This is a genomic window from Streptomyces sp. NPDC044003, assembly GCF_056435185.1.
In genome coordinates, this window is record NZ_JBWKFA010000001.1 from 1,240,099 (window position 1) to 1,261,271 (window position 21,173).

15 protein-coding genes are annotated in these 21,173 nt (G+C 71.3%); 11 read left to right on the forward strand and 4 right to left on the reverse strand.

The genetic code is table 11. From position 1 onward, the window contains the following. The 4 genes from AC07AW_RS05755 to AC07AW_RS05770 form a co-directional block, all read left to right on the forward strand. On the forward strand, window positions 1–2,209 hold a 2,209-nt coding region (locus AC07AW_RS05755; protein ID WP_478814186.1), incomplete at its 5' end, for an FG-GAP repeat domain-containing protein. Window positions 2,210–2,319: 110 nt separating this feature from the next. Further along, window positions 2,320–4,605, forward strand: a complete 2,286-nt coding sequence (locus AC07AW_RS05760) for an FG-GAP repeat domain-containing protein (RefSeq protein WP_478814187.1) — start codon at window positions 2,320–2,322, stop codon at window positions 4,603–4,605. Between the two features lie 94 nt (window positions 4,606–4,699). Then, window positions 4,700–6,931 (forward strand): FG-GAP repeat domain-containing protein, encoded by a 2,232-nt coding sequence (locus AC07AW_RS05765; RefSeq protein ID WP_478814188.1) that lies wholly within the window; start codon window positions 4,700–4,702, stop codon window positions 6,929–6,931. A 36-nt stretch (window positions 6,932–6,967) separates the two neighbouring features. After that, window positions 6,968–9,208 carry an FG-GAP-like repeat-containing protein gene (locus AC07AW_RS05770; RefSeq protein WP_478814189.1) on the forward strand — a complete coding sequence of 747 codons (2,241 nt, stop codon included), beginning with the start codon at window positions 6,968–6,970 and terminating at the stop codon, window positions 9,206–9,208. A 9-nt stretch (window positions 9,209–9,217) separates the two neighbouring features. Here the strand turns inward: AC07AW_RS05770 and AC07AW_RS05775 are convergent, their stop codons facing one another. After that, the gene (locus AC07AW_RS05775; protein ID WP_478814190.1) at window positions 9,218–9,628 is read right to left on the reverse strand and encodes an ATP-binding protein; all 411 of its coding nucleotides are present in this window, start codon (window positions 9,626–9,628) and stop codon (window positions 9,218–9,220) included. Between the two features lie 91 nt (window positions 9,629–9,719). Here AC07AW_RS05775 and AC07AW_RS05780 point away from each other — a divergent pair, with 91 nt between their 5' ends. From AC07AW_RS05780 to AC07AW_RS05795, 4 genes are read left to right on the forward strand one after another with little or no spacing between them, the layout of a single operon-like run. Continuing rightward, window positions 9,720–10,583 carry a helix-turn-helix domain-containing protein gene (locus AC07AW_RS05780; protein WP_478814191.1) on the forward strand — a complete coding sequence of 288 codons (864 nt, stop codon included), beginning with the start codon at window positions 9,720–9,722 and terminating at the stop codon, window positions 10,581–10,583. Continuing rightward, window positions 10,580–10,825, forward strand: a complete 246-nt coding sequence (locus AC07AW_RS05785) for a DUF397 domain-containing protein (protein ID WP_478814192.1) — start codon at window positions 10,580–10,582, stop codon at window positions 10,823–10,825. Before AC07AW_RS05780 ends, AC07AW_RS05785 begins: the two co-directional genes overlap by 4 nt. Next, window positions 10,822–11,454, forward strand: coding sequence for an HAD family hydrolase (locus tag AC07AW_RS05790; protein ID WP_478814193.1), 633 nt, complete (start codon window positions 10,822–10,824; stop codon window positions 11,452–11,454). Before AC07AW_RS05785 ends, AC07AW_RS05790 begins: the two co-directional genes overlap by 4 nt. A 37-nt stretch (window positions 11,455–11,491) precedes the next feature. Continuing rightward, window positions 11,492–12,025, forward strand: a complete 534-nt coding sequence (locus AC07AW_RS05795; protein ID WP_478814194.1) for a VOC family protein — start codon at window positions 11,492–11,494, stop codon at window positions 12,023–12,025. Between the two features lie 1,219 nt (window positions 12,026–13,244). Here AC07AW_RS05795 and sigJ read toward each other — a convergent pair. Beyond that, window positions 13,245–14,129: an RNA polymerase sigma factor SigJ gene (sigJ, locus tag AC07AW_RS05800; protein WP_478814195.1), complete on the reverse strand. Its 885-nt coding sequence runs from the start codon at window positions 14,127–14,129 to the stop codon at window positions 13,245–13,247. Between the two features lie 160 nt (window positions 14,130–14,289). Between sigJ and AC07AW_RS05805 the strand changes: the two genes are divergently transcribed. Then, complete coding sequence (locus AC07AW_RS05805; protein WP_478814196.1) at window positions 14,290–15,348, forward strand: LUD domain-containing protein; 1,059 nt, start codon at window positions 14,290–14,292, stop codon at window positions 15,346–15,348. A gap of 54 nt (window positions 15,349–15,402) precedes the next feature. Next, on the forward strand, window positions 15,403–15,960 hold the full coding sequence (locus AC07AW_RS05810; protein ID WP_478814197.1) for a nitroreductase family protein: 558 nt from the start codon (window positions 15,403–15,405) through the stop codon (window positions 15,958–15,960). A 72-nt stretch (window positions 15,961–16,032) separates the two neighbouring features. Here the strand turns inward: AC07AW_RS05810 and AC07AW_RS05815 are convergent, their stop codons facing one another. Both AC07AW_RS05815 and AC07AW_RS05820 read right to left on the reverse strand, forming a co-directional pair. Continuing rightward, window positions 16,033–17,166, reverse strand: coding sequence for an FG-GAP-like repeat-containing protein (locus tag AC07AW_RS05815; RefSeq protein ID WP_478814198.1), 1,134 nt, complete (start codon window positions 17,164–17,166; stop codon window positions 16,033–16,035). 107 nt (window positions 17,167–17,273) lie between these two features. Next, a complete protein-coding gene (locus tag AC07AW_RS05820; RefSeq protein WP_478814199.1) occupies window positions 17,274–18,620 on the reverse strand; it encodes an FG-GAP-like repeat-containing protein in 1,347 nt (448 codons plus the stop codon). A gap of 514 nt (window positions 18,621–19,134) precedes the next feature. Here AC07AW_RS05820 and AC07AW_RS05825 point away from each other — a divergent pair. Next, complete coding sequence (locus tag AC07AW_RS05825) at window positions 19,135–21,057, forward strand: protein kinase domain-containing protein (RefSeq protein ID WP_478814200.1); 1,923 nt, start codon at window positions 19,135–19,137, stop codon at window positions 21,055–21,057. Window positions 21,058–21,173 lie beyond the last annotated feature (116 nt).

Sequence of the window (21,173 nt, forward strand, 5' to 3'; positions counted from 1 at the left end):
GGTCGCCGCCGCACCGCAGACCGTCGCCACCGTCGCGGCCGCGTCGGAGGCCGGTGATCCGATCGTCCTCACCCCGGGTGCCGAGGTGACGCAGCTCGGCACCACCGGATATCTGGCGGTCACGGGGCACGATGTCGAGGCGGAGTCCGGACCGTGGTACGAAAAGGTCTGGTACCGGTACTCCGGCGGCAGCTCGGTCCTCCAGGACAGGTCGAGCTACGGCAGCGTGCTCGACGCGGCGGCCCCGTCCGACATCGTCGCGACGTACCGGTACGACAGAGGGCAGATCACGCTGCGTGACATGGCCGCGCCCGCGGGCACTCCTCCGGTTCTGATCGACCTGACCGCCATCCAGCCCACGTCCATCACCGCGGTCGCCGCGGTCGGCGCCACCGTCGTCGCCCGGCGCTATGACGGCGACGGGAAGCAGACCCCCCTCCTCGTGAGCAAGACCGGCGGCACGCAGACCGCCCGGACGATCAACGGCCTTCCGACGGGGCTGACCGATTTCCGCGTGGAGACCGCCGACAAGGACGGCATCGCGCTCATCTCCTACACGTCCGCCGCGGGCAGCGGCCTGGCCCTGGTGGACACCCGCACCGCGGCCGCGACCGAGACGTACGCCCGGCCGACCGGCCAGAACGGCTGGGACAAGCCCTCCTTCTCGGCCACGCGCGTCTCCTGGTGGGAGCACACCGCCACCACCTCGGCCCTCGTCGTCGCCGACCGCGCGACGAAGGAGACACAGCGCTTCGACTTCCCCGACCAGTCGCGGAGGACCACGCTGTCGGCGCCCCTCGGCGACTGGGTCCTCTACGGCACCTACAACGCGCCGGGATTCAGTTCCCCGTCCGACCGGCTGGCGCCGCTCACCGCGCGGTCCCTGAAGGGCGGGGAGACCGTCAAGCTCCTCGACCGCGTGACGAGCGCCCCCGTGACCGGGCCCGACGGCACCCTGTACGTGCAGGGCGGGACCGTCGAGCACGGCGAGGGGCTGTACCGGATCACGCTCGGGCCGGACGGTGTCCCCTCGGTCCGGCAGGCGTTCGACAGCGGCCGGTCGACCGCCCTCACCCTCACCAAGACCGGGTTCGGCTCGTCCGTCGTGCTGGACCCGCAGGTGGACGGTCCCCAGTTCACCTGGACCTTCTCGCACCCGAACTTCGCCTACGACGTGACGCTCACGAACAAGGCGAACGGACAGAAGAAGGTCTTCCGGGGCACCTGGGGGCGGCTCGAAACACTCCAGATCATCTGGTACGGCAACTTCGACCCCGCCGAGGGGGGACTGACCGGCCCCTGGACCCCCGGCGCGTACACCTGGGAGCTCAACGCCGTCCCCTCGGACGGCATCGGCCCGAACGTGCACGCCACCGGCGACTTCACGCTCTCGTACACCCACCGGGCGCACGACTACAGCGGCAACGGCACCCCGGACCTGTTCGCGCGGGACGCCGCCGGCAAACTGTGGCGCGCCGACAGCCAACTCGCGTACACCACGTGGGGGTACGAGCCCCTGCCGAACGGTGCCCCCGTGGCCGTCGGTACGGGTTGGAACATCTACGACCAGATCGAATCGGTCGGCGACGTCGCGGGCACGGGCGTGGCGGACACCATCGCCCGTGACAAGACCGGCGTCCTCTGGCTCCACCAGGGCACGGGCGTCGGCGAGAAGCCCTTCCGCGACCGGGTGAAGGTCGGCGGCGGCTGGCAGATATACAACCAGCTCGCGGGCGGCGGCGACCTGACCGGGGACGGCCGCGCCGACCTCGTCGCCCGCGACAAGGCCGGCGACCTCTACCTCTACAAGGGCACCGGCAACGCCGCCGCGCCCTTCGCGCCCCGCAAGAAGATCGGCTACGGCTGGGGCATCTACAACCAGCTCACCGCCGTCGGGAACACCGCCGGAGGCCCGGCCGGAGACCTGCTCGCCCGCGACTCCGCCGGCGTCCTCTGGCTCTACCTCGGCAAGGGCGACGGCACCTTCGCGTCCCGCGTGAAGGTCGGCGCCGGCTGGAACGCGTACAGCCAAATCGTCGGCATCGGCGACGTCGACAAGGACGGGCATGCCGACCTGTACGTCTACGGCCCGAACAAGACCGCGTACTACTACGCCGGTACGGGCCTCTGGAGCATGCCCTTCGTGGCCCGCCGGGCCTCCGGCCTGCTCCTGAACGCGGGCACCACGACCTACAACCACGTGTCCTGACGGAACCGGCCGGGTGAACCGGAGGCAATGCAACCCTTCGGCCTGCTCGCGTGTCTCACAGAACGGTACGCACGCATGTGCGTGCCGTTCGATGCTGAGGAGAAACACTCGTGACTTCACGCACGGCACGGCGCCGGCTCTCCACCGCGATCACCGCAGTACTCGCCGTCACGGCGGGTACTGCGCTGGTGTCCGCGCCCTCCGCGGGCGCGGCCACGGCAGTCGCCCCGGCCGCCGTCAGAGCGGCCGGGGACACGGCGAACGCGGAGGCCGTGGCCGAGCTGCCGGTCGGATCGGAGATCACGAGCGCGGGACCGGGCGGGTATCTCACGTCCACCGAGCAGTACAACTCCGAGGGCTATATCTCGTACGACTACTACTGGCGCCGCCCGGACGGCACTTCCACGCTCGTGGTGGCCGCCTGGGGCAACGGGGGCGCGCTGCCCAACACCGCCGTGTCCGACATCGTGCCGGTCCCCCAGAACTACGACAACCGCATCATCCGGCTCCGCGACATGTCCGCGCCGGCCGGGACCGCGCCCGTCGTCTTCGACCTGAACGCACTGTCGACCCCGACCGCCCGGTACTCGTACGTCGCCACGATCGGCTCGAAGCTCCTGGTCCAGGTGACGCCCACGAGCGGCGCGAAGGAGCTCCGCCTCCTCACCAAGCCCGGCGAGACCGGCACGAAGATCACCGGCCTGCCCGCCGACATCGACACCGTCGACAACGTGCGCGCCACCGACGGCACCGCGCTCCTCGCCTACCGGAGCACCACCAGCGGCACGTACGGCGTCGTCACCGTCGACCTGGCGACGGCCACCGCCGGTACCGCCCACACGGCGGTCCCGTCCGGCTGGAACAGCTCGGTCGCCGTCGTCGACGCGACGCACACGGCCTGGTGGCAGGACAACACCACCCTCGTGGTCGCCGACACCACCGGCGGCTCCCCGAAGCCGATCGCCCTCGACCGGGCCGAGGCCCCGACCGTCGGCCTCCTCGGCGACTGGGTCGCCTACGGCACGGCGACCGGCGTCGGCGGCGGCACGGCCGGCGACCCGCAGCTTCCGCTCACCGCGCGCCCGATCGCCGGCGGCGACCCGGTGAAGCTGCTCGACCGCGTGTCGACCGTCGTCCCGGGCCCCAACAACACCCTGCTCGCCCGCGGCGGGACCGTCGAACACGGCGAGGGCATCTACAAGGTCGCCCCGGGCGCCGACGGCAAGCCGACCGCCACGCTCGTCTCCTCCACCGGCGAGGACACCGCGCTCACGTTCAAGAAGACCAACGTCGGCCCCGTCGTCGACCTCGACCCGATGAACAACCGGGTCCGGCTGTCGTGGGAGCTCTCGCACAAGGGCTACACGTTCGACGTGAGCCTGATCCACAAGGCGACCGGCAAGCGGTACCGCTACAGCATGGAGTCGAGCTACGGCAAGGACTTCAACTTCCTCTGGCGCGGGAACTTCTCCTACTCGGAGGCCGACCCCGGCGAGAACGCCTACAACGGCGACTATCGCTGGGAGCTCAACGCCAAGCCGACGAACGGCATCGGCGGCGACCTCCACGAGACCGGCGACTTCACCGTCACCCGCTCCCCCAAGGTCCACGACTACACGAACAACGGCTCGCCGGACCTCCTCGGCCGCGACTCCCACGGCACCCTGTTCCGGCTCGACACCGTCTACGACGCGTGGAAGGCGAAGGTCGCCCCGGCGGAGTACCCGACCTACATCGGCTCGGGCTGGAACTACCCGCAGATGGAGTCCGTCGGCGACGTCGCGGGCACCAACGCGCCCGACGTCATCGGCGTCGACTCGGCCGGTGTCCTGTGGCTGCACCCCGGGACCGGCGACTGGCGGAACCCGCTCGGCACCCGCGTCAAGGTCGGCGGCGGCTGGCAGATCTACAACAAGCTCGCCGGAGGCTCCGACCTGACCGGCGACGGCCGCGCGGACCTCGTCGCCACCGACAAGGCGGGCGACCTGTACCTCTACAAGGGCACGGGCAACACCGCCGCCCCCTTCGCGGCCCGCAAGAAGATCGGCTACGGCTGGGGCATCTACAACCAGCTCACCGCCACCGGCAACCTCGCCGGAGGCACCGCCGGAGACCTCGTCGCCCGCGACTCCGCCGGCGTCCTCTGGCTCTACCTCGGCAAGGGCGACGGCACCTTCGCCTCCCGCGTGAAGGTCGGCGCCGGCTGGAACCAGTACAGCCAGATCGTCGGCGTCGGCGACGCGAACATGGACGGCCGCAACGACCTTTACGTCTTCGGCCCCGACAACACCTCCTACGTCTACAACGGCACCGGCGGCTGGAGCGCACCCTTCGCCACCCGCGTCCCCACGGACGCCTTCACCAACACCAGCATCAAGTACACCAACATCCTCTGACGCACCCTCCGTACAACCATTCGGGCCCCCCACGGGTCAGGTACGGGCACGGTGGATCATCCACCGTGCCCGTACCGCCGAGGAGGGTCACACCTTGAGCACCGCCCGCACGTCCCGGCTGCGCCTCGCCGCAGCCGTCGCCGCCGCGCTCGCCGTCACCACCGCCGGACTGACCGCACCGGCCTTCGCGGCGCCCTCGAACACCCCCGCCGCCGTGGCCGCCGAGCAGCAGGACGTCCTCACCGTCCCGGCCGGCACGAGCGTCGTCACCAGTGGCCCCACCGGCTACCTGACGGTCCACATAGAGGGCGAGACGCCCGTCTTCACTTGGACGCGGCACGAGGACGGCGCCCGGACCAGGCTTCCCGGGCAGCGGTACGGGGGCAGCCCCGGCACGGACATCGTCGTCCGGATCGAGGGGACCACTTACACGTACGTCGACATGTCCACGGGCGCCGAGGTGGCGTCCTACGACACCAGCACACTCGGCCCCGGGACCTTCAGCCCGCTCCGCTACATGGGGACCACGTTCGTCGCGTCCACCTACGTGAACAACGCCCGCGAGGTGCACCTGTTCAGCAAGGAGCAGGGCGTCACGGTCGACCGAAAGCTCACCGACATACCCGCCGGTGCCACCTACATGCGGTTCGACACCAGCGGCCCGGGCACCCTCGTCGTCCGCTACCGCACCACGACGAACGGCGTGTACGACAACCACATCGCGCTCGTGGACGTCGCCACCGCGAAGGTCTTCGAGACGTACGACACGCAGGCGACGGACGCCGCCTCCGCCTCGGCCCTGTCGGCGACGCACCTGGCCTGGATCGAATGGCCTTCCTCCACCATGGCGACGCTCGCGGTGGCCCGCCGGGGCACCACGGAGATCACGCGCACCCCGCTGGGCGAGGCGAACTCCAGCTCCATGTCCGTCAAACTCGTCGGCGACTGGGTCGCCTACGCCCGGCTCAACGGCGCCACTGCCACCTCCCCCAGCCCGCTCTACTCCCTCACCGCCCGCTCGCTCACCGACCCGCAGCGCACGGTCAAGCTCCTGGACGACGTCGCGAACGCCACCAAGAGCGCCGACGGCAGTGTGTACGCCACCGGCGGCACCGTCGAGCAGGGCGAGGGTGTCTACCGGATCGCCCCCGGGGCCGACGGCGTCCCGGCCGCCACGATGGTGGCGAGCACGGGTGTGCCGACCGCGCTCGACGCGAAGGTCCGCACAGCCTCCTCGGCGGTCGACTTCGCCGCCGGCGCAGACGCTTACGTCGTGGGGGAGTTCAGCAGGGCTGCGAACGCAACCGTCGTCTGGACCCACAACACCACGGGCAGGTCCTTCACCGCGGAGTTCGGGCGGGGCTCGAAGGGTGGCTCGGTGTTCTTCACCGGGATGCTCGACGACAAGACCTCCGCGCCGCTCGGCGACTACACCTGGAAGCTGACCGCCAAGCCCACCAACGGCATCGGGCCGTCGCAGGAACTGACCGGCACGCTCAAGGTCACGGCCAAGCCCGCCCCGCACGACTTCTCGGACAGCGGCGTCCCGGACATCCTCGTCCGGGACAGCGCGGGCCGGATCATCAACTACGACGCCCGCCAGACGCTGTACGAGACCGGGCAGCACGGCGACCCCGCGAAGCGGTCCACGGTGGTCATGGGCACCGGCTGGCAGATCTACGACCGCGTCCTCGCCCCCGGGAACTTCGACGCCTCCCCGCAGGCCGACGTCGTCACCCGGGACCGCGACGGCCGCCTCTGGCTGCACTCGGGCACCGGCCAGGCCCTCGCCCCCCGCAAGCAGATCGGCACCGGCTGGGGCATCTACCGCCACCTCACCGGCGGCAGCGACCTCACCGGCGACGGCCGGGTCGACCTCCTCGCCACCGACAACGCCGGCGTCCTGTGGCTCTACCAGGGCACGGGCGATTCCAGCGCCCCCTACAAGGCCCGCAAGAAGATCGGCACCAACTGGGGCATCTACAACCGCATCACGGGCACCGGCGACATCGCCGGAGGCCCCGCCGGAGACCTCGTCGCCCGCGACACGGCTGGTGTCCTCTGGCTCTACCTCGGCAAGGGCGACGGCACCTTCGCGCCCCGCGTCAAGATCAGCTCCGGCTGGGACCAGTACATCGACATCGTCGGAGTCGGCGACGTCAACCGGGACGGCCGCCCCGACCTGGTCGTCCAGGGCGGCACGGGCGGCACGCCCGAGACCCTCGCCTTCTACCGGGGCACTGGCAATTGGCGAGCCCCCTTCGGCTCCCGTAAGGGGGTCTACAACCCCGAGCCGCTCGGCACGGGCGCCGTGACCCTGTTCTGACCGTCCGAACCGTTCGCACCTCAGGAAGGCACCACCTTGCTTCACCCACGTACGACCCGGTTCGGACTCGCCGCGGCCGTCACCGCCGTACTCGCCGTCACCACCACCGCCGGGCTCGCGACCCCGGCCTTCGCCGCCGCGCCGACCGCCCCCGTACAGGCCGTCATGGGTGAGCAAGACACCCTGCTCACGCTCCCGGCCGGCTCGAAGCTCATCAGCGCCGGCCGTTCCGGCATGCTGAGCGTCACCGACGGGCAGGCCCTCACCTACCGCTGGACGCGCTTCTCCGACGGCGTCACCACCACACTGTCCGGCAGTCGTGCGGGGGCACAGGGCACGGACACCGTCGTCACGCAGAACGGGAGCGCGTACACGCTCACCGACATGAGCGGGGCCTCGGAGCCCGTCGCGATCGACACCTCCGCCTTCAACACGGCCGCCACCCCGTACACCCTCAACAGGGTCGTCGGTTCCACCCTCGTCATGACGACGAGCGTGGCCGGTGTCCTGGAGTTCCACCTGGTCTCCAAGGAGGACGGCCAGGTCGTCAACCGCAAGGTCGTCCTGCCCGGGGGCGCACAACCGTACAAGGCGTACACCAACGGCCCCGGCACCCTCACGCTCCACTACACGGTCAACGGGGTCGGGCCGGAGCACGTGTGTGTGGTGGACCCGGCCACCGGGGCGGTCACCGAGACGTACGACACGCCGACATCCACGGCCTCCGTATGGTCCACCGTCGTGGCCCCGACACACGTGGCCTGGATGGAGACGCCCTATGGCGGGGGCTCGATCCTCGCCGTCGTCCGCCGGGGCACCACGGAGGTCGAACGGACGCTGCTGGATCCCTACGGCAGCACGGACGAAGTCCTGCTCCGGCAGGTCGGCGACTGGGTGACGTACGACCGGGACGGCGGCGGCACCGCCACCTGGACCGACACGCTCCACCCCCTCACCGCCCGCTCCCTGAAGACCGGCGAGACGGTCAGGCTCCTCGACCACGTCCAGTCCAGCACCGTCGACGCCGACGGCAACCTGCTCGTCCTCGGCGGCACGGTCGAGCACGGCGAGGGCCTCTACCGCATCGCCCCCGGCGGCGACGCCACCCCGGCCGCGACCCTGGTGACGAGCGCCGGGCGGCCCACCGTCCTCACGGTGGAGAAGGAAACCCTCCCGCCGAGCGGCGTCGTCGACTTCGACAGCAACGGCGGTGTGATGAAGGCGTCGTGGTCGTTCAGCCGGTTCAACGCGACCGTGAGCCTGAACATCACCCACACCGCGTCCGGCCAGACCGGCGGCCGCGTCTACCTCTTCCCGAGTCCGGGGGTGACCGACTTCCCGTTCGCATGGAAGGGAACCTTCTACAACGGCCTCCCGGCGTACAACGGCGACTACACCTGGAAGATGACGGCGAAGCCCGCCAACGGCATCGGCCCGAGCATCGTCCGTACCGGCGCCTTCACCCTCACCCGCGCGCCGAGGCCGCACGACTTCGACGACAACGGCTCGCCGGATCTCCTCGCCCGGGACGAGACCGGCCATCTGCGCTCGTACGACGTCCAGCAGATCGAGAGCTCCCCCACGACCGGGAGGAAGCCGGACCCGGTGGACCTCGGTACGGGCTGGTCCACGTTCGACCGGATCACGGCCACCGGCGACATCGCCGGCACGACCGCCGGAGACGTCGTCACCCGCGACAAGACCGGCGTGCTCTGGCTCCACCAGGGCAACGGCAAGGGTCTCGGCCCGCGTACGAAGATCGGCGGCGGCTGGCAGATCTACAACAAGCTCACCGCCGGCTCCGACCTCACCGGCGACGGCCGCCCGGACCTCCTCGCCACCGACAAGGCCGGCGACCTGTACCTCTACAAGGCCACGGGCAACACCGCTGCGCCCTTCGCCCCGCGCAAGAAGATCGGCTTCGGCTGGGGCATCTACAACCAGCTGACCGCCACGGGCAACCTCGCGGGCGGCGCCGCCGGAGACCTCGTCGCCCGCGACAGCGCAGGCGTCCTCTGGCTGTACCTCGGCAAGGGCGACGGCACCTTCGCGTCCCGCGTGAAGGTCGGCGCCGGCTGGAACCCGTACAACAGCCTCGTCCGCGTCGGCGACGTCGACCAGGACGGCAAGAACGACCTCATCGCGTACGAGACGGACGGCAGCTTCTACAGCACCCTGTACGTGTACAACGGCACGGGCGACTGGCGGGCCCCCTTCAAGCCCCGCCGGGCGCTGTACAACCCCGGTCTGGGCGACGGCGCGGTCGAACTCTTCTGACCCGACGGTCTACGGCCGGTCCGTCGGCACGGTCGCCCAGACCGTCTTGCCGACGGACCGGTCCCTCACACCCCACGCCGTGGCGAGGGCGGCGACGAGCAGCAGCCCGTAGCCGCCCTCGTCCGGTTCCCGGGCCGGCACCGGCCGCCGCTCCCCGCGCGCGTCGGACAGCTCGACCCGTACGTGGTCGTCGCCCCGCTCCATCCGCACCTCGAAGTCCCGCCCCGGCACCCACCCGTGCTGGACGGCGTTGTTGGCGAGCTCGGCGACGACCAGGGCGGTGGCATCGGCCGCCGTTCCCGTGACGCCCCAGTCGTGGAGCTGCTGCACGGCGAGTAACCGCGCCAGGCGTGCGCCCCGGCGCGTTGCCGAGAGCCGGAGCGTGAACTCACCGGTTGGGGTGGCGGTTTCGGATTTCATGCCCCCGAGCCTGGGCCCCCGGCCGTACGCTGACCAGCAGCGACGCCACGACGCTGGGTAACTGTACGGGTACGCCAAGAGGGCGGTACGGATGTCGGGGAACGAGGAGGAGCGGCCGGAACGGCCCTCCGAGGTGGACGGTACGGCGCACCTTTTCCGGGCGCTGGGCAAACAGATGAAGGCCCTGCGCAGGAACGCGGGCCTGAGCCAGGCGGAGCTGGCCTCGATCACACATTGCAGTGAAGATTTGATCTCCTCGATCGAGCGGGGTGTACGAGTCCCCCAGCCGGACTTTCTGGTCATGGTCGACCCGCTGCTGGGGGCGGGCGGGGTGCTGGCGGCTGCGGCGGATGATGTTCGGGAGGCGTTGGCGCGGGCGCGGGTACGGCACCCGGACTGGTTCCGGAGTTTCGCCAAGGCGGAGGCGGAGGCGGTGGCCTTGCATTACTACGAGGTGCAGGCCGTCCCAGGCTTGTTGCAGACACACGCGTACGCGCGGGCCGTCATGCGACACCGTCGACCCGTCTGGGACGAGGAGACGATCGACAAGTGGGTAGCAGACCGCATGGCTCGGCAGACACTCCTCGACAAGTGGCCGCCGACGACGGTCAGCTTCGTCCTTGAGGAGGTCGTCCTGCGCCGTCCCACCGGGGGCCTGCGGATCCATCGCGAACAGCTCCGACACATCGCTGACGTCGCGGGCCGCCGCACGGTTCATCTCCAGGTAATGCCACTGACGAAGGATGACCACCCCTCCCTCGACGGCGCCTTCACACTCCTGACCCCCAAGGGGCGACGAGAGGTCGCGTATACCGAGATCTACGGGCACCCTCGGCTGATCACCGACCCAGAAGAGGTGCGCGTGTACACCGAGCGCTATGGGATCCTGCGGTCACAGGCACTCTCGCCCCACGAGTCCCTGGAGTTGATCGAAAAGATGCTGGGAGAGCTATGAGCACCGCGGATCTGGCCTGGTTCAAAAGCAGCTACAGCAGCGGCGAAGGCGGCAACTGCATCGAGGTCGCCTACAACTGGCGCAAGTCCAGCTACAGCAGCAGCGAAGGTGGCGAGTGCGTCGAGGTCGCCGCCCACCCCACCCTCGTCCACATCCGCGACTCCAAGAACCCCCACGGCCCCCAGCTCGCCGTATCCCCCTCCTCCTGGGCCGCGTTCCTGGACGTAGCATCCCGGGCGTGACCTCCATAAAGTTCGTTCTCTTCGACGTCGACGGCACCCTCATGGACGCCGTCGAGAATCAGCGCCGTGTCTGGCACAAGTGGGCCGCGCGGTACGGGCTCGACGGCGCCGAGGTGTACGCCACGGCGCTGCGGACGCGGCCCGTGGAGACCTTCGCGGCCGTCGTGCCGGGCGAGGACCCGGACGAGTGCCTCGCCCTGCTGCACGCGCTGGAGGACGAGGACGTCCGTACGGGTTCGTACACGGCCTTCGAGGGGGCGGCGGAACTGCTCGCCGGCCTCCCCGCCGACCGGTGGGCGCTCGTCACGTCGAACTACGAGCACCGGGTGCGGGGACGGTTCGAGCGGACCGGTCTCCGCTTCCCGGGGCTCATCATCGACGCGGCCTCCGTCGCCGAGGGGAAGCCGTCGCCCGTCCCGTACCTCACCGCCGCCAGGAAGCTGGGCGCGGACCCGGCGGAGTGCCTGGTGATCGAGGACGCGCCGTCCGGGGTCCGGTCGGGTCTGGACGCCGGGATGACGGTCTGGACCGTCAACACCCCGGCCCCGCACCCGGACGCCCACCGCCACTTCCCGACCCTCGCGGAGGCGGCGCCGCACATCGCGGGCGCCCTCGCCCAGGGCGTGTAGGTCGGGAACTGGCCTACACGCCGCCTAGTTTCGCTCCATGAACGCCAACGAACCGGTCAAGGCCGTCCCGGACGGCTACACCACCGTCACGCCCTGGATCATCGGAAGCGACACCGCGGGGCTCATCGACTACGTGGAGCGGGCCTTCGGCGCCGAGGATCTGGGGCGGTTCGTCCTGGAGGACGGCACCATCGGCCACGCCGAGCTGAGGATCGGGAACGGGCGGCTGATGGCCTTCGACAGCCCGCCCGGCTGGGCACCGACGCCCGCATTCATCCGACTGTACGTGGAGGACGCGGAGGCCGTTCACCGGCGTGCGGTCGAGGCCGGCGGGACCTCCGTCACGGAGGTCACTCACCTGTTCTTCGGTGACAAGGTCGGGCGCGTGCGCGACCCCTTCGGCAACCTGTGGTGGATCCAGACCCACATCGAGGACGTCGACGCGGAGGAGATGGGCCGACGGATGACGGACCCCGTGTTCACCCGTGCCATGGAGTACGTGTCGGGGGCGCTGTACGACCCGGAGCGGCGGGAGCCGCCGGCGGCCCCCAGCAGGCCATCGCCCGCATGACCGTCCAGGCCGAGGCGCTCGGGCGCAGCGTCGCCGATCTGCTGTCCGCCCCCTGGTCACAGTCGACATAGGGCCATGCGCGGTGCGGGTCGGGTTCTCGGGGTGGGCCTGCTTCGTGGGCCTCGGGTGGGACCGCCCTCTTTCCGAGAGTCGCTCCTTCCGGCGGCGCGTCAAGGGCGCCTACGGCGTCGCTTCGCGATGGGCTGCGCCCACCCTTGACCCGCCACCTCCAGGAGCGAAAGACCTCTCGGAGGGCGGTCCGGGGGCCGGGGTCCCCGGAGAGGCCCGGGCAGTATCCGGGGCCGGTGCCCGGCCGCCGGGCCGGTGGGTGGGGGCTGGGTTCGCGGCAGGGGTGGACGGGACCAGTTCCCTCGGCTCTTGGTGCGCGGTCGTTGAATGGGGCGACCCGGCCGGGCTCAGCGGCTGACGGCCGTCTCTCGGCCGGGATTCAGGCCCCGCCGGTCACTCCCGGTGGGGGTTGGGCGGGTCTCGGGCGAGGAAACGCTCGACAACTCCCGCCAAGGAGGCCGAGATGCCCGATATGCCGCTTCTTCCTTTCCGGTTACCGCGAGTAGGCAGACGTTATTCACGTACCAACCCTCCCCACCCCCGACTACGCTCCCCCTACCCCGGGTGCTGACAAGCTCGGGGAACAGACCGGCGGCCGTGTCTGCCTAGCTCCTGCTCGGAGCGGGGTCCGTCTCATGGCGGGCGGCCGCCGGCACCCTTCCCCCCCACCGGGAATGACCAGCGGGGCCTGAAGCCCGGCCCCAAGACGGCCGCCGGCCGCAGAGCCCGGCCGGGCCGCCCCATTCAACTGCCGCGCACCCACAGACGAGGCAAACGGTCCCACCCACCCCCGCCACAAACCCAGCCCCACCCCACCGGCCCGCCGGCCGCCCTCCGGCCCCGGACACTGCCCGGCCCCCCGCGCGGCCCCGCCCCCGGCCGCCCTCCGAGTGTGAAAAGGCGGCCTCCGCCGCCGGGTCAAGGGTGGAGCGCAGCGGAATCGGCGAAGCCGACGCGACGAAGGAGCGCCCTTGACGCGGTGGTGGAGGCCGCCACACTCGGAAAGAGGGCGGCCGCACCAGAAGCCCGCGAAGCCGGGGCACTCCGAGAGCCTCAAGACCCACACCCTCGCCGCCGGGCACTCCGAGAGCCTCAAGACCCACACCCTCGCCGCCGGATCACACCGAGGGCGGCCTCAAGACCCGCACCCTCAGCCGACCCTCCACGGCCGCAGCTTCTCCGGGTTCCGTACCGCCCAGATGCGCCTGATCCGCTCCCCCGCGATCTCGAACGCGAACACGGTCACGAGGTCGCCGTCCTGCCACGCCACCAGGCCGGGCACGCCGTTGACCGTGCGCTCCTGGAAGGTCGTACGGCCGTCCCACAGGCGGGCGATCTCGGCGTAGGCGTGGGCGATCCTCTCGCCGCCCACGATCGGGCGCGGGTGGGTGACGGCGAGTCCGCCGCCGTCGGCGGTCGCGACGGCGGCGGGGTCGAGCAGGCCGACCAGGGCCTCGATGTCCTTCGCCTCCCACGCCGTCCTGAACCGCCTCACGACGCCCTCCTGTCCGGCGCTCGGGCCCGCCGGGCTCTGTGCCGTGCGGACGCGGCGGCGGGCGGAGGAGGCCAGTTGGCGGCAGGCGGCCGGGGTGCGGCCGACGATCTCGGCGACCTCGCCGAAGGGGTAGCGGAAGACGTCGTGGAGGACGAACGCGACGCGCTCGGCCGGGGTCATGGCGTCCAGGATGACGAGGAAGGCCATCGTCACGGACTCGTCGAGGGTGATCCGGTCGGCGGGGTCGTTCCCGCCGGCGCCCGCGGTGGGTTCGGGCAGCGGTTCGGGGATCCAGTCGCCCACGTACGTCTCGCGCCTGACCCGCGCCGAGCCGAGCAGGTTCAGGCAGATGCGGCCGGCGACGGTCATCAGCCAGGCGCCGGGCTGCTCGATGGCCTGCTGTTCGCGGGCGGACAGGGCGTACCAGCGGGCGTACGTCTCCTGCACGACGTCCTCGGCGTCCGCGAGGGAGCCGAGGAGTCGATAGCCGAGGTTGATCAGCCGACGCCGCTCGCTCATGATCTCGGCTCCCGTGGTCATGGTCGGCCGTCTCCCTCGCTCGTGTGTGTGCCTCCACCCATACGACAGGACAGCGCACCGGAATGTGAGGCCGTCGCGTCGCCTCACATTCCGGGGGGCTGCGTTGTCTTCCCGGTGTCGCCCTGCCGAGGGCGGCAACCGGACGGAGAGGGGAACCCCGATGAACGACTTCCAGGCCATCGCGGACCGCGTCGAGATCGAGGCGCTGCGCGGCGAGTTCACCGACGCGGCGATGATGCGCGACCGGCCCCGGCTGGCCGCGCTGTTCACGCCGGACGGTGCCCTGCGCATGCCGAACATCCCCGTCGAGCAGATCGGCCGCGAGGAGATCCTCGCCGGGGGCGAGCGGCTGCAGGCCCAGTGGGACTTCTTCGTGCAGAACACCCACCCCGGCACGATCACGCTCGACGGCGACACGGCGACCGGCCGCGCGTACATCCAGGAGATCGCGCGCGCCCTCGACGGGCGTCAGGGGCTGAACTACGCGGTCTACCACGACCGTTACCGGCGGACGGAGGAAGGCTGGAGGTTTGCGGAGCGGGTGTACGAGGTGAGGTATCTGGACACCTCCCCGCTGACGGGCGCGGCGCCGCAGGGCTCCGCTCCGGCCGTGTCCTTCGCCGACGCGGCGGCGGACGAGCGGCTGGAGCGGGTGGCCGCCGCGCTGCGTGCCAACGGCTTCGCGGCCGAGGTACTCGACGACGTCGCGGAGGCACGGGCCCGTATCAAGGGTCTGATCCCGGAGGGCTCCAGTGTGCTCACCGGAGCCAGTGAGACCCTCCGGCTCTCCGGCATCGACGAGGACCTCAACGACGGCGGCCGGTACGACGCCGTCAGGCCGCGCATCCGGTCGATCGACCGTGCGACCGGCGCCGACGAGATCCGCAGGCTGGCCGCCTGCCCCGACTTCGTCGTCAACAGCGTCGCCGCCGTCACCGAGAGCGGGTCGCTCGTTCTCGCCTCAGGCAGCGGCAGCCAGCTCCCGGCCAACGCGGGCGGCGCCGCGCACGCGGTGTGGATCGTGGGCGCGCAGAAGGTGGTGCCGGACCTGAGCGCGGCCCTGCGCCGGATCGAGGAGTACGTACTCCCGCTGGAGAACTCCCGTTGCCAGGCGGTGTACGGGATGGACAGCGCGGTCAACCGGCTGCTCGTCCTCAACGCGGAACCGCGCCCGGGGCGGGGCACGGTGCTGCTCCTGCGGGAGGCGATCGGGTACTAGGACGGCTGGTGCGGCGCTGGAATAGGCCTGTACGGCGCCCGGTTGCAGCGGAACATGCGACGTGATCAGGAACCGTCCGGCGGCGGCATACATCCTCTGCTGGCCGGACGGTTCAGCCCCTACCGGTTCGACCCGTCGGCCGTCGTCGACGACGAGTCCCTGCGTCTGCTGCTCGAAGCGGCGCGGTGGGCGCCGTCCGCCGGGAACTCCCAGCCGTGGGGCTTCTTCGCGAGCCGGCCGGGCGAGCCGGACCACGAGCGGGTGGTCCGGCACCTGGCGCCCAGCTCGGCCCGGTGGGCGACGGACGCGGGGCTGCTGGTCGTCACGCTGACGCGCCGGTACGTCGACGACACGGAGCTGCTGTACTCCGAGTTCGCGGACTACGACCTGGGCCAGGCGATCGCCCACATGACCCTCCAGGCGGAGGCCCTGGGCCTGGCCTCCCACCAGTTCCGGGCCTTCGACATGGAGGCCCTCACCAAGGAGCTGAGTCCGAACCCGGGATGGGCGATCGTCTCGATGATCGCCCTGGGGAAGGCCGCCGGGGAGGCACCGGAGGGCCGGGACCGGCGCAGCGTGGCGGAGCTGCTGTCGGGTCCTTGGTCGCTGTAGGCGCAGGGGGCACAGGGGTGCCGAGCGCGAGAAGCCGCCCGAGTGGGCGGCTTCTCGTGGGTGGGCGGCCGGTCAGACGAGGTGGCTCATGCCGCCCCAGCCCTGGCCGATCTTGACGCCCGCCTTGAGGCTGTTGCTCATGCTGGCGTAGTGGTACAGGTCGCCGCTGCTCGTGAGGGTGGCGACCACGTCGGCGCGGCCGTCGCTGTCGATGTCCGCGAGGGTGAGCTTGTCGATGCCGCCCCAGTTCTGGCCGATCTGGATCGCGGAGGCGATGCCCGTGCTGGTGCCGACGTAGAGGTTCAGATCGGCGGTCGAGTTGACCTGCGCCACCAGGTCGGCGCGGCCGTCGCCGTTGAAGTCGCCGGCGGCCAGCTTGGACATGCCGGACCAGCCGGAACCGATCTGCTTGGTGTACGTCACGTCCGTGCCCGTACCCGAGTACAGGCGCAGGGTGGCGTCGTCCTTGCGGACCGCCGCGATGTCCGCCTTGCCGTCACCGGTGAAGTCGCCCGCCACGAAGTCCGACATCGCGTTCCAGCCGGTACCGATCACGGTGTGGGACTTGAAGCCGCCACCGCCGTTGCCGAGGTAGAGGTGCAGCTCGCCGGTCGCGGCGGCACGGGCGATCAGGTCGCTGTCGCCGTCGTTGTTGAAGTCCGCGGCCCTGACCTTGTCCATGCCGCCCCAGCCCGGGCCGACCTCGGACGAGGCGAAGCCGCCTTCGCCGTTGCCGGCGTACAGGCGCAGCTTGTCGTCGGCCGCGCTCACGCCGAGAAGGTCGTCGTTGCCGTCGCCGGTGAAGTCGTGGTCGCGCTGGACGGCCGGCTGGGTCGGGTACGGGTCCTGGTGGTCGGAGCCGAGGCCGGCGGCCGGGCCGCACGTGGGCCAGGCGCTTTCTCCCCGGGCGGCGAGGACCTTCTCGCCGATGAGGATCTGCTCCGTCTTGGAGGCCTGGTGGGGGTACGCGGCGTAGGCGCCGCCGCCGTAGGCGTCCCAGGTGGACTTCAGGAACTGCAGTCCGCCGTAGTAGCCGTTGCCGGTGTTGATGGCCCAGTTGCCGCCGGCCTCGCACTGGGCGACCTTGTCCCAGGTGGCGACGGACGCGGCGGAGGCGGGGGCCGCGGCGGCGAGGGGGATCAGGGTGCCGAGGGCGGAGGCGGCGAGGAGCGTCAGGGCGGAGCGGCGCAGGGCGTGCGAGGTCATGGCGGGGCGGTCCTTGGTCTCGGAGTGGGAGGGCGGGGCGGGGCGGGGGTGGGGGGCCTGGGGCCGTTCCTGGAAGGACGGGCCCCGGGCCCCCGCTCGGATGCCGCTCAGATGAGGTGGCTCATGCCGCCCCAGCCCTGGCCGACCTTCACGCCCGCCTTGAGGCTGTTGCTCTGGCTCTTGTAGAGGTAGAGGTCGCCGGTGCTCTCGATGGTGGCGACGACGTCGGCGCGGCCGTCGCTGTCGATGTCGGCGAGGGTGAGCTTGTCGATGCCGCCCCAGTTCTGGCCGATCTGGATGGCGGAGCCGACACCGGTGCTGGTGCCGACGTACAGCTGCAGGTTGGCGGCGGCGTCCTGGGCCACCAGGTCGGCGCGGCCGTCGCCGTTGAAGTCGCCGGCGGCCAGCTTGGACATGCCGGACCAGCCCGAGCCGATCTGCTTGGTGTACGTCACGTCCGTGCCCGTACCCGAGTACAGGCGCAGGGTGGCGTCGTCCTTGCGGACCGCCGCGATGTCCGCCTTGCCGTCACCGGTGAAGTCGCCCGCCACGAAGTCCGACATGGCGTTCCAGCCGGTACCGATCTGGGTCGGGCTCTTGAAGCCGCCGTTGCCGTTGCCGAGGTAGAGGTACAGGTTGCCGGTCGAGGTCTGCCGGGCGACCAGGTCGCCGTCACCGTCGTTGTTGAAGTCCGCGGCCTTGATCTTGTCCATGCCGCCCCAGCCCGGGCCGACCTCGTGCGAGGCGAAATCACCGTCGCCGTTGCCGGCGTACATGCGCAGCTTGTCGTCGCTCGCGCTCACGCCGAGAAGGTCGTCGTTGAGGTCACCGGTGAAGTCGCGCTCGCCCTTGCTGTACGAGGCCGGGGTCGCGCCGAGCGGCGAGACGTAGGCGCTGATGCGCTGGCTGATGCCGCTGGGCGTGGAACCCACCTGCTTCTGGGAGGCGCTCACCGTGACGTCGGCGACCTTGCCGCCCCAGTTGCCGTGGGTGGTCAGGATCGAGCCGTCCGCGTTGACGGCGGTGACCATGCCGACGTGCTGGGCCCAGCCGCCCGAGTACTCGAAGACCACGGCGTCGCCGACCTGGGGCTGGTACGAGGCCGAGGTGTGCAGCGTGCCGTTCGCCTGACCGTAGGAGTAGAAGGAGGAAGCCGCCGCGGACGTCCCGTTGACGTTGAAGTCCGAGTTCTTCCAGACCCACTTGACGAAGTCCGCGCACCAGGCCTCCGCCTGGGTGCCGCTGGAGGTGTTGCAGCTCGTCAGGAAGCCCGTGCCGCCCAGGGAGTTGGTCGAGCAGGCGTTGTCGCCGACCTGGGCCCGGGCCAGGGCGGCGGCCTCCGCGGTGGTGTCGGCGAAGGCGGGGACCGTGGCGAGGCTCAGGGTGCAGCCCATGGCGGCGAGGGTGACACCGGTGGCGGAGAGGGTACGGCGAGCGCGAAGCGACATGGACATGACAGATCCTCGGGGGTCAGGTGTTACCGGGAAGACGGAGGTCGTGAGACCGGCGCGGTTCGCATGACTGCTGCCCTGCAGGAGCAGCGGTCAGGGCGAACCCGGACGGAAGGAGATGGGGCGCCGAACGGAGCCGAACGGAGTCGGAGCGTTCGGGTGGCCCGAACCGGTCTGCATCCCGCGGTGGCGCGTTCCCGGTCCTTGCCCGCCGGTCGGTGTTCCCTGCCGGCGATCACTACTTTCGTCGCTGGTCAGAGGCATGGGAAGAGCTTCCGGGTGGACCGAAGGAGCCTTGGACCTTTCCGTCCACCACCCGACCGAGCGAGCCCTTCAGGCCATCGCCCGGAAGGTGCCACGCGTCGCGAGGTCCCGGCGCTCTCTCCGCCTCAACCACCGTTACACAACAAGAACTTGAGCTCCATTCAGGTTGCAAACCCGCTCGGCTACTGTGTGGCCCATGCAGGGGGAATCGGAAGACCAGTCCGCTCCGGACAGTTTGAGCGGCAGTGGGGCAATGCCCCTCGAGCCGGGCGACCCGCGGCAGATCGGGGCGTTCAGACTGCTCGGCGTGCTCGGGTCCGGCGGGATGGGGCGGGTGTATCTCGGCGCCGTGCCCGGGAAGTTCGCGGCGGTGAAGCGCGTCCTTCCCGTGCTCGCCGAGGACGCCGACTTCCTCAGCCACTTCGGGCACGAGCTCGACAACCTGGCCCGGCTGCCCGCCGGCGCCAACACCAAGCTCCTCGCGAGCGACCGCACGGCGAAGCCGCCGTGGTTCGCGACCGAGTTCATCCCCGGGATCACCCTCAACGAGGCCATCCGGCTCAACGGCGGCCCGCTGGCCGGCGGCGCCCTGTGGCGGCTGCTGCGGGAGGCGGCGGCCGGGCTGCGGGTGGTGCACGGCTCCGACATGGTGCACCGCGACCTCAAGCCGTCGAACGTGATGCTGACCGGCGACGGCCTCTCGCTCATCGACTTCGGCGTGGCCCGCGCGGCCGACCAGAGCCGGCTGACGAAGACCGGCATGGTCATCGGCACCCCCGCCTACATGGCGCCCGAGCAGGCCGTCGCCGACCGCGACCTGACGGGTGCCGCCGATGTGTTCGGCCTCGGCAGCCTCCTGCTGTACGCGGCGAACGGACGGCCTCCGTTCGGGGACGGTTCCGGGCCCGACCTGCTCTACCGGGTCGTCCACGGCGAGCCCGACTTCGGGCGCCTCACCGAGGGCGACCCCGAGCTGGCGGAGCTCGTACGGAAGTGTCTCGCCAAGGATCCGGCGGACCGGCCGACGGCCGACGAGCTCGTCGCGCTCGCCGAGGAGGGCGCGGCGGGCGCCGTCTGGCCGGCGGCCGTCGCCGAGCGGATCGCCGAGCGGGCCGTCTTCGCCGCCGGTGCTCCCACCGCCGAGCAGCTCGCGGAGCTGGAGCGGACCGACCCGACGCAGGACGTGGCGACGGCCTCGCTGACCCCGCAGGTCCCGAAGGAGCCCGTGACGGCCGGGCCCGACGCGGTCGCCCTCACGGGCGCGGCCGCCCCTGACAAGCGGCGCCGCAACCGGCTCGTCATGATCGCCGTGCCCGTCGTCGTCGCGACCGGCACCACCCTGACCGTCGCCCTGAGCCCGTACGTCGGCCGGCTGGGCGCGACCCCGGAGGCGTCGCCGTCCACGGTGGCCTCGCAGCCCGCCTCCGTACCGACGTCGAGCGGGACGGGGACGCCGTCCGCCAAGCCCTCCGCCAAGCCGTCGGCCAAGCCGCCGGCCGGGTCGACGGCCCCGCCCGCGGACGGCTCCGGCGGCGGCGCGGGCGGCACCGGCACCCTGCCCGGCGGCTCCGGCTCCGGCGGGGGCGGGTCCGTGACGGGGGGCGCTTCCGTGACGGGCGGCGGGTCGAACTCCTCCACGTCCTCGGGCGGTTCCGGCTCCGGCTCGGGTTCCGGTTCCGGTTCCTCCGGCGGTTCGACGACCGGGCCGGCCCCGAAGCCGACGACGAACGCGCCCGCGCCCCCGCCGCCCACCGGTGGCTCGACGCCCTCGGGGACGTACTCCCTGAAGAACGCGTCCGACGGCAAGTGTCTGGGCGAGTACAACGCGGGCTTCGGTGTCTTCGCCAACACGTACGACTGCGGTTCAGCGGACAGCAGCGGCAAGCCCATCTGGTACAGCTGGACGTACCAGGCCGGCGCGAACGGCACCTTCCGGCTGGTCAACCGGCAGAGCGGCCACTGCCTCCAGCCGAACGGGAACCCCGGCGCCACCGCAGCCCCCTGCGACGGCTCCAGCGGGCAGTCGTGGCGCATCCAGGCGACGACGGCCAACGGGCGGACGTTCAAGAACATGGGCAACGGCCAGTGCATGGTGGCCGGGCCCCCGTTCATGATGTCGGCCACCTGCGACCCGGGCGACCTCCGTCAGCTCTGGCGGAACGTCTCGCCCATCTGAGTCCGGACCGAGGAAGGGTCCGGACCGAGGAAGGGTCCGGGCGGAGGAAGGGTCCGGGCGGAGGAAGGGTCCGGACCCGAGACGGGTCCGGACCTGAGACGGGTCCGGACCTGAGA